Below are 7557 nucleotides of genomic sequence, written 5' to 3'. Positions count from 1 at the left end.
GACATAGTCATCCCCGCGCGCGCGGAGTCGTAGATTTCGAGCGACCGGTCGGGGGCGGCAAGATTGTCCTCGAATGATGTGCGGGTATAGGCGGGCTCCACCAGCGAAACGCGAATGCCGAAGGGGCGCAATTCGTGATCGAGCGACTCGGAATACCCTTCGATGGCGTGTTTGGTCGACGAGTAAAGCGCGAAATAGGGAGCGGGGATGAACCCCTGTACCGAGCTCAAATTTACGATTCTGCCCTTCCCTTGGCGCCGCATTGCCGGCAGCACCGCGTTGGTCACGCGCAAGACGCCGAAGACGTTCACGTCGAACAGCGCCTTGGCCTGGGCGGTCGAGGACTCCTCCGCGCCGCCAAACAGGCCCATGCCGGCATTGTTGACAAGCACGTCGATGCGTCCGGCCGCGGCCAGAACGTCATCGACCATTGTCGCGACGGACGCGTCGTCGGTCACGTCGCAGGTCAGCATGGTCACGCCGGCGGATTGCTGTGAGGCCGTGCGACGGCTGGTTCCGAAGACGCGAAAGCCAGCGCCGAGCAACGCGTCGGCGGTAGCGCGCCCGATGCCGGAAGATGCCCCTGTGACAAGGGCGACGCCGGGATTGGTCTTGTTCATGGATTCATATCCTTCTTTGCGTTGGATCGGATTGGGAAAAGCATTGAGATAGGCCGGGGCAAAGGGCGTCGGTCATGACTGCGTCTGGCCACCGCTAGTTCCAGCGTCTGAACAGGGCGCTGGCATTCACGCCGCCAAAGCCGAAGCCATTGGAGATCGCGTACTCCATCTCCATGGGCCGGGGTGCGTTGGCGACGAAGTCGATTCCGTCGCCGGCCGGATCGGCCTCGCCAAGGTTGAGGGTTGGCGGGGCGACCTGATCCCTGAGCGCCAGGATTGCGAAGATCGCACCAAGCCCGCCGGCCGCTCCGAGCAGGTGTCCGGTCGCCGATTTCGTGGCACTGACAGCTATCGCGAAATCGCGCCCGAACACGCTCTTGATCGCTTCGATCTCACCCAGGTCGCCGACTGACGTGGAGGTCGCATGCGCATTGAGATGACGAACGTCGCGTGGCGAAATCCCTGCCTGGGCAATCGCGATCTGCATGGCCCGGCGCGCGCCGTCGCCGTCCTCTGGCCCGGAGGTGACGTGATGGGCATCCGCCGTCGTGCCGTAGCCGACGAGCTCAGCAATCGGTTTTGCGCCGCGCGCCAACGCGTGGCTCAACGCCTCGATGACCAGCACGCCGGCCCCTTCGCCCATGACGAAGCCGTCCCGCGATGTGTCGAAAGGGCGCGAGGCTTGGGCCGGCGCCCAATTGAAGCCGGTTGAAAGAGAACGAGCCGCGGCGAAACCGCCGAGACTGACGGTGTTGATGCACGCTTCCGTTCCGCCGCACACGGCGATGTCGGCTTCGTTGGCGCGGATCAGGCGGGCGGCGTCGCCGATCGCCTGGATGCCCGCCGCGCACGCCGTCACCGGTGCGCCGAGTGGACCTTTGAAGCCATGACGGATCGAGATGTGGCCCGCCGCGAGGTTCACCAGGAAGGACGGCACCGTAAAGGGAGACAGGCGGCGGGCGCCACGCAGGTCCACCGTGCGCACCGCCTCGGTGATGGCCGGGAACCCGCCGACACCTGAAGCGATGATCGTGGCCGTGCGCAGGCGATCCGCCTCCAAGGCAGGCTTCCATTGCGCCTGCGCAAGCGCCTCTTCCGCCGCCGCCAGCGCGAAGAGAATGAACCGGTCTACCTTGCGCTGATCCTTCGCGGACAGGACGGCATCGGCATCGAAACCAGCCTCGGGGTCTTCGCCCAGGGAGGGAACCACGCCGCCAATCTTAGCCGGCAGCTCTCCCACCACATCGTCAGGAAGCCTGCGAACGCCAGACCGGCCAGCAAGCAGGCGTGACCAGGACGCTTCGACATTGGCGGCAAGGGGCGTGACCGCACCCATGCCCGTGACGACAATCCGTTCCATCTGCTCTCCTATCCTTGCTGTGCTGGCGGCGCTGCTCGCGCCGTTCAAGTAGCGACTGCTTCGCGAACCTGATCGGCCGCCGCATCCAGAAAAGCCTGCGCAAGGTCGGGGTCGTTGACGACCCGCGACAGCACGACCGCGCCGACCATCGTCGAGAGAACGGCCATTGCCTTGTTGCCGGTCTTTTCGCTGTCGCCCTCGCCAACCCAACCGCCGAGCATCTCAAGGTACGCTTTGATGCCCGTCTCGAATGATGCCTTCACCTCGGCACCTTGCCTGGCCGCATCCGAGCCGAGCGCAACGACCGGGCAGCCGTCCATCTTTTCTCCGCGATGATCCATGCTGAGGTAGAATGAGATCACCCCGTCGAGCGGGTTCCCGGGATTTGCCGCGGTCGCGGCCGACCATTTGTGGGTGGCGCTTTCCATCGCCCGCCTGGACGCCAGCGCCGCCAGATCGTCCTTCGACTCGAATTGCTTGTAAAAGGCACCCTGGGTCAGCCCGGCCCCTTTCATCAGATCCTTGAGGCCGATGCCGTCAAACCCGCGCTCCCGAAAAAGCCGGCTTGCCACATTGATCACGGTCTCACGGTTTTCCGCGGCCTGAGTGCGACTTACACGCATCGTCATCTCCTTTTTAGATTGCATTCGTAATCTATACCCTATATAGAGGGTGAACGCAATCTAAAAAAGGACAAATGAGATGATCCGCAAAACCTTGGGCGCCTCGCTGCTGGCGGCGCTGTTTCTTGCAACCCCGGCTCTTGCCGAGGAAGCCACCATCGGACGCCCGATCGAAGGCGGTAGCCTGCACCAGGGACACCTGGACATGGTGGCCTACTACGTTCCGCGCGGCGACCTGCTTGAGGTCACCGCCACTTTCGCACCGAAGGCCGGGGGTGATCCGCTGCGGGTTGTCATGGGCCTCGCCAACAGTGACGCCGTGGCGTTTTCCATACCGGGCCACCCGGGCCCGCTCTACGCGTTCTCAAGGTCCGGTGAGGAAGTGACGGTCTCGACCGAGACGGACACATCCCTGCGAGCCGACGCGACAATGCCCTGACCTGACGCGCAGGCCACGGCCGAGCGATGCTGGCCGGGGTCTCGCGTCGGAACGGCGCGCCACCGATAAGTTTGGAGAGAGGTCACATGCTTTACAGCTATTTTGTCGAGAAATCGATCCGGCAGAGCTTCGACGACGTCAACAACCATCGCTGGGATGCGGCGGTGAAGGCCATCGCGCCGCATGTCCATCACCGGGTTGGTGGCGCACACGCGCTTGGTGGCGAGCGTCACGACAAGCAAGCCCTGCGCCGGTGGTTCGAGCGCCTCGGCCGTGTCCTGCCCACTCTCCATCTCACGGTCAACCACGTGTGGGTGAAGGGCTGGCCGTGGCATACCACCGTGTTTGCTCAGTGGGATGGCACCGCTACCCTGCTCAACGGCGATACGTCCTACGTCAACCGTGGTCTCCACGTGTTCACGCTGCGGTGGGGCAGGGTTCATGCGCTCGAGGAGTTCTACGATTCACAGGCGGCGGCGCGCGCTCTCGCCGCCCAGGCCGCAGCCGGCCTCGAAGAAGCTGTCGCCGAACAGATAACAAGCTAGCACAAGCGCGGTCCGAGGACGCCCAAGGTCTACGGGCCGGTGGCGCCGATCGTCTTCGTCTCGTGCCTTGCGCCCACGCACTATGCGCGCAGGCTCGAGAAGCGAGCGCTGGCGCGCTGGACTGCAGGCCCTGCATCGATGCCGGTGCTGTCGCGGCAACGGTCGAGCCGAGGCAGGCATATAGCTTTCCCCTTGGGAATAGGACTTGACATCTTGCCGTTCGAATTGTCCATTTGAAGCTTGACCGGGCCGAACGGGGCGGCGAGGGACAGGGGCAAACCGGCGGGTGGATAGACAGTCGAGTCGAGTGCTGTTGAGGACGGTCGGGCTGACAAAAGCCTTTCGAGGGCTAGTTGCCCTGCGTGATCATTCCATCGAGCTCCACGAACGTGAAATCATTGGGGTAATCGGGCCGAATGGCTCGGGCAAGAGCACGCTTTTCAACCTGATCACCGGCTTCTCCCAGCCGAATTCCGGTAGCATCGAGATGGAGGGCCGGTCGATCGTCGGCCTGCGCACATCGCAGATCGTCGCGATGGGCATCGCCCGCACCTTCCAGGGCTCTCGCCTGTTCGGCAGCCTCAGCGTCGCGCAGAACGTGCTGACGGCGGCGCAGTTGCGCCATCCTGTCGGCGCCGCCGATACCGTGCTGCGCGGTCGGCGTTATCGCGAGCGGGTGGCCGCGACCCGGCAGAAGGCCGACGAACTCCTCGACCTCATGGGCCTGACAGATCAGGCCGGCAGGGTCGCCGCGGATCTTCCCTACGGCGATCAGCGGCGGCTGGAGATTGCGCGTGCGTTGGCGACCGGCCCGCAACTGCTGTTGCTCGATGAGCCCGCTGCCGGTCTTGATTCCAACGAGACCAAGGTGTTGGCAGCGCTGATCCGGACGATCCGTGACCGCTATGGCGTAACGGTGGTCGTTGTCGAGCACGACATGGACCTGATCATGGCGCTGTGCGAACGCATCCAGGTGCTGGCGACTGGCGAGGTGATCTGCGTCGGAACACCGGAGCAGGTACGCGAACACCCGAAAGTGCGGGAGGCGTATCTTGGCCACGCCTAGCCCCGTTCTGCTCAGCGTCGAGAACCTCGAGGTCAATTTCGGCGCGGTGCGTGCGCTGAAGGGCATTTCGCTCGACGTCCATGCCGGCGAGGTGGTGGCGTTGGTGGGCGCCAACGGCGCCGGCAAGAGCACGACCTTGCGCACCATTTCCGGCCTGTCGCGGCCGCGCGGCGGCAGGATCATCTTCGATGGCAAGCCGATTGGAGGTGTCGCTCCGTCGCGCATCGTAAGTCTGGGCATCGCGCAGAGCCCGGAGGGCAGGCGCCTGTTCGGCGGCCTGACGGTGGCTGACAATCTGCGGCTCGGCGCCTGCACCCGCACCGACAAGGATGCCATCCTCAGAGACAGCGAGCGCATGTTCATGCTGTTCCCGATTCTCAAGCAGCGGCTGAAGCAGCTGGCCGGGACGCTGTCGGGCGGCGAACAGCAGCAGCTTGCTTTGGCGCGCGCGCTGATGGCGGCGCCGCGCCTGCTGCTGCTCGACGAGCCTTCGCTCGGCGTTGCGCCGCTGCTGGTGCGCCACATCTTCAGCGCGCTTGCCGAACTGAAGCGCCAGGGCATGACGATGCTTCTGGTGGAACAGAACATCACGCTCGCGCTGGACCTCGCCGACCGCGCCTATGTGCTGCGCACGGGCCAGGTGGCGCTGTCTGGCCGGTCCGCGGAACTGCGCGACAGCGAACGCGTGGCGCAGGCATATCTCGGGGCGGCAACATGACCCAGCTGGACTATATCCTGCAGCAGATCGTCAATGCGGTGAGCCTCGGCAGCCTCTACGCACTGGTGGCGGTCGGCCTGTCGATCGTCTTCGGCGTCCTCAAGCTGACCAATTTCGCGCATGGCGACGTCATGATGGTAGGTGCCTTCGGGGTTGCCTTGCTGGTCGGCATCGGCGTTCCGTTCCCGGTCGCCGTGATCTGCGGCATCGCCGCGGCCGCCGCCGCCGGCTTCCTCATCGAACGCATCGCCTACCGCCCGATCCGCGACGCGCCCGACGTTGCGCGACTGCTGACCAGCCTCGCCGTCACCTACATCATCGAGAATGTCGGCATCCTGGTGTTCACCTCCTCGCCGCGCAATTTTCCACTCCCCGATATTCTCAACACCTCCTGGGAAATGTCGAACGGCGCCATCACCTTCACCAGCATCAATCTCCTGACCATCGCGCTGACCTTCGTGTCGCTGCTGCTCCTCGGCTGGTTTATCACGCGCACCACGACTGGGCTCGGCATGCGCGCCGCAGCCGAGGACATGTCGGCGGCACACCTTGTCGGTCTGAACGTCAACCGGCTGATCATCGTCGCCTTCATCGTCGCATCCGCCTATGCCGGCCTCGCCGGCATTTTGTGGGCGGCGCAGGCCGGCGTGGTGCAGCCGCAGATGGGCTTCACGCCGCTCCTGAAGGCTTTCGTGGCGGCAATCATCGGCGGCTTCGGGTCGATCGCGGGCGCCCTGGTCGGCGGCTACATATTGGGCGCGCTGGAGATATTCATCGTCGCATTCCTGCCGAGCAGCGTCTCGTCCTATCGCGACGCAATCGTCTTCGCCGTGCTGATCGCCTTTCTCCTGGTGCGCCCGGGTGGGCTGCTCCAGCCAAACCGGGAGATAAAGCTGTGAGCCGGGAAGCGCGGATCACACTCCTCGTCCTCGTCGCCGTGGTGGCGGGAGCAGCTGTCGCTTTCGGTGCGCCGCACGTGCTGAGCGACTATTTCGTCCGGATTATCCTGCTGATCGCGCTGAATGCAATCCTGGTGCTGGCGCTGTCGCTGAGCAACGGTTTTACCGGCGTGTTTTCGCTCGGTCATGTCGGCTTCATCGGCGCCGGCGCGTATATTTCGGGGATCCTGTCGATCCCGGTGCAGCAGAAGATGGCATTGCTGCCGCATCTGCCGGGGTTTCTGCATGCTTTCAGCCTCCCCTTCCTGCCGGCGACGCTGGTGGCAGGCGTTCTGACGGCACTGCTTGCGGTGGTCGTCGGTTATCCCTTGATGCGCCTGTCGGGCTATTTCGTTTCGGTGGCGACGATGGGATTCTTGATTATCGTCAACGTGGTGCTGATCAATGCGTCGGATTTCACCCGAGGCGCCCGCACGTTTACCGGCGTGCCGCTGGAGACGACGTTGCCCTGGGTGATGGGTTGGCTCGCCATCACGGTGTTCGTTCTGGCGCGCCTGGTTTATTCGCCTTTCGGGCGCGCCATGAAGGCGGTGCGCGACGACACAATCGCGGCCAGCGCTGTCGGAATCGGCGTGCTGCGGACCAGACTGATCGCCTTCGTCATCGGCGCGTTCTTCTCGGGCGTCGGCGGGTCGCTCTATGCGCATTATCTCGGCTCGTTTTCGCCGAACACTTTCTACTTCGCGCTGACGATGAGTCTGATCACAATGCTGGTGCTGGGCGGCATGGGCTCCCTGACCGGCGCGGTGGTCGGCGTCATCTGCGTTTCGCTGTTGTCGGAGATCCTGCGCTCGGTCGAACGCGGCTTCACGATCGGCGATTTCGCGGTGCCGGCCCTGTTTGGCGCCAGCCAGATCGTGCTCGGCTTCATCTTCATTCTAGTCATGATCTTCCGGCCGAAGGGGATCATGGGGGACCGGGAACTTATGTTCGGATCAACCCAAAGATCGGCAACGGTGAACCAGACAGAGGAACGAAAACGATGATCAAACTCACTCGACGCGGTACCATCGGCCTGGGACTTGGCGCATTCTTCGCGCTTGCCTCGGCCAGCACGGCACTTGCTGCCGACACCATCAAGATCGGCTATCCGGCAAACCTGACCGGCATCCAGGCCTCGCTCGACGGTCCGATGCTGAATGGCGCCAAGCTGGCAGCGAGCGAAATCAACGCCGCCGGCGGCGTGCTCGGCCAGCAGATAGAACTGGTGATCTACGACTCCAAGAG

General features: G+C 64.1%; 10 protein-coding genes. 7 read left to right on the top strand and 3 right to left on the bottom strand.

The window, feature by feature from the left end:
- From EN932_RS23985 to EN932_RS23975, 3 genes are all read right to left on the bottom strand, one after another.
- Positions 1–620 (bottom strand): oxidoreductase (locus EN932_RS23985; RefSeq protein WP_128369112.1); only part of this gene is annotated, 620 nt, incomplete at its 3' end.
- A 94-nt stretch (positions 621–714) separates the two neighbouring features.
- A complete protein-coding gene (fabF, locus tag EN932_RS23980; RefSeq protein ID WP_084015525.1) occupies positions 715–1980 on the bottom strand; it encodes a beta-ketoacyl-ACP synthase II in 1266 nt (421 codons plus the stop codon).
- Between the two features lie 44 nt (positions 1981–2024).
- On the bottom strand, positions 2025–2603 hold the full coding sequence (locus EN932_RS23975; protein WP_127384821.1) for a TetR/AcrR family transcriptional regulator: 579 nt from the start codon (positions 2601–2603) through the stop codon (positions 2025–2027).
- Between the two features lie 79 nt (positions 2604–2682).
- On the opposite strand from EN932_RS23975, the gene EN932_RS23970 reads away from it, so the two are divergent.
- From EN932_RS23970 to EN932_RS23940, 7 genes are all read left to right on the top strand, one after another.
- Positions 2683–3042 (top strand): hypothetical protein, encoded by a 360-nt coding sequence (locus tag EN932_RS23970; protein ID WP_127368937.1) that lies wholly within the window; start codon positions 2683–2685, stop codon positions 3040–3042.
- Positions 3043–3128: 86 nt separating this feature from the next.
- Positions 3129–3587, top strand: a complete 459-nt coding sequence (locus EN932_RS23965) for a nuclear transport factor 2 family protein (RefSeq protein WP_013528430.1) — start codon at positions 3129–3131, stop codon at positions 3585–3587.
- Between the two features lie 286 nt (positions 3588–3873).
- Entirely contained in the window at positions 3874–4653 is a 780-nt protein-coding gene (locus EN932_RS23960; protein WP_024502054.1) for an ABC transporter ATP-binding protein, read from the top strand.
- Positions 4640–5371 carry an ABC transporter ATP-binding protein gene (locus EN932_RS23955; protein WP_013528428.1) on the top strand — a complete coding sequence of 244 codons (732 nt, stop codon included), beginning with the start codon at positions 4640–4642 and terminating at the stop codon, positions 5369–5371. The genes EN932_RS23960 and EN932_RS23955 overlap by 14 nt, the downstream gene beginning before the upstream one ends.
- On the top strand, positions 5368–6270 hold the full coding sequence (locus EN932_RS23950; RefSeq protein WP_024502052.1) for a branched-chain amino acid ABC transporter permease: 903 nt from the start codon (positions 5368–5370) through the stop codon (positions 6268–6270). The genes EN932_RS23955 and EN932_RS23950 overlap by 4 nt, the downstream gene beginning before the upstream one ends.
- Positions 6267–7316 (top strand): branched-chain amino acid ABC transporter permease, encoded by a 1050-nt coding sequence (locus EN932_RS23945; protein ID WP_127384820.1) that lies wholly within the window; start codon positions 6267–6269, stop codon positions 7314–7316. The genes EN932_RS23950 and EN932_RS23945 overlap by 4 nt, the downstream gene beginning before the upstream one ends.
- Positions 7313–7557, top strand: a 245-nt coding sequence (locus tag EN932_RS23940; protein ID WP_164890592.1) for an ABC transporter substrate-binding protein, incomplete at its 3' end; no start/stop codon positions are given. The genes EN932_RS23945 and EN932_RS23940, both read left to right, overlap by 4 nt.

It is taken from the genome of Mesorhizobium sp. M7A.F.Ca.US.002.01.1.1, from assembly GCF_004022955.1.
In the GTDB taxonomy this organism is placed as follows: domain Bacteria; phylum Pseudomonadota; class Alphaproteobacteria; order Rhizobiales; family Rhizobiaceae; genus Mesorhizobium; species Mesorhizobium ciceri.
This window is presented reverse-complemented; position numbering and strand designations above follow the sequence as displayed.

Coding starts and splice junctions, on each gene's coding strand:
- EN932_RS23975 (WP_127384821.1), bottom strand. CDS start 2,603: ATGCGTGTAAGTCGCACTCAGGCCGCGGAAAACCGTGAGACCGTGATC.
- EN932_RS23970 (WP_127368937.1), top strand. CDS start 2,683: ATGATCCGCAAAACCTTGGGCGCCTCGCTGCTGGCGGCGCTGTTTCTT.
- fabF (WP_084015525.1), bottom strand. CDS start 1,980: ATGGAACGGATTGTCGTCACGGGCATGGGTGCGGTCACGCCCCTTGCC.
- EN932_RS23965 (WP_013528430.1), top strand. CDS start 3,129: ATGCTTTACAGCTATTTTGTCGAGAAATCGATCCGGCAGAGCTTCGAC.
- EN932_RS23950 (WP_024502052.1), top strand. CDS start 5,368: ATGACCCAGCTGGACTATATCCTGCAGCAGATCGTCAATGCGGTGAGC.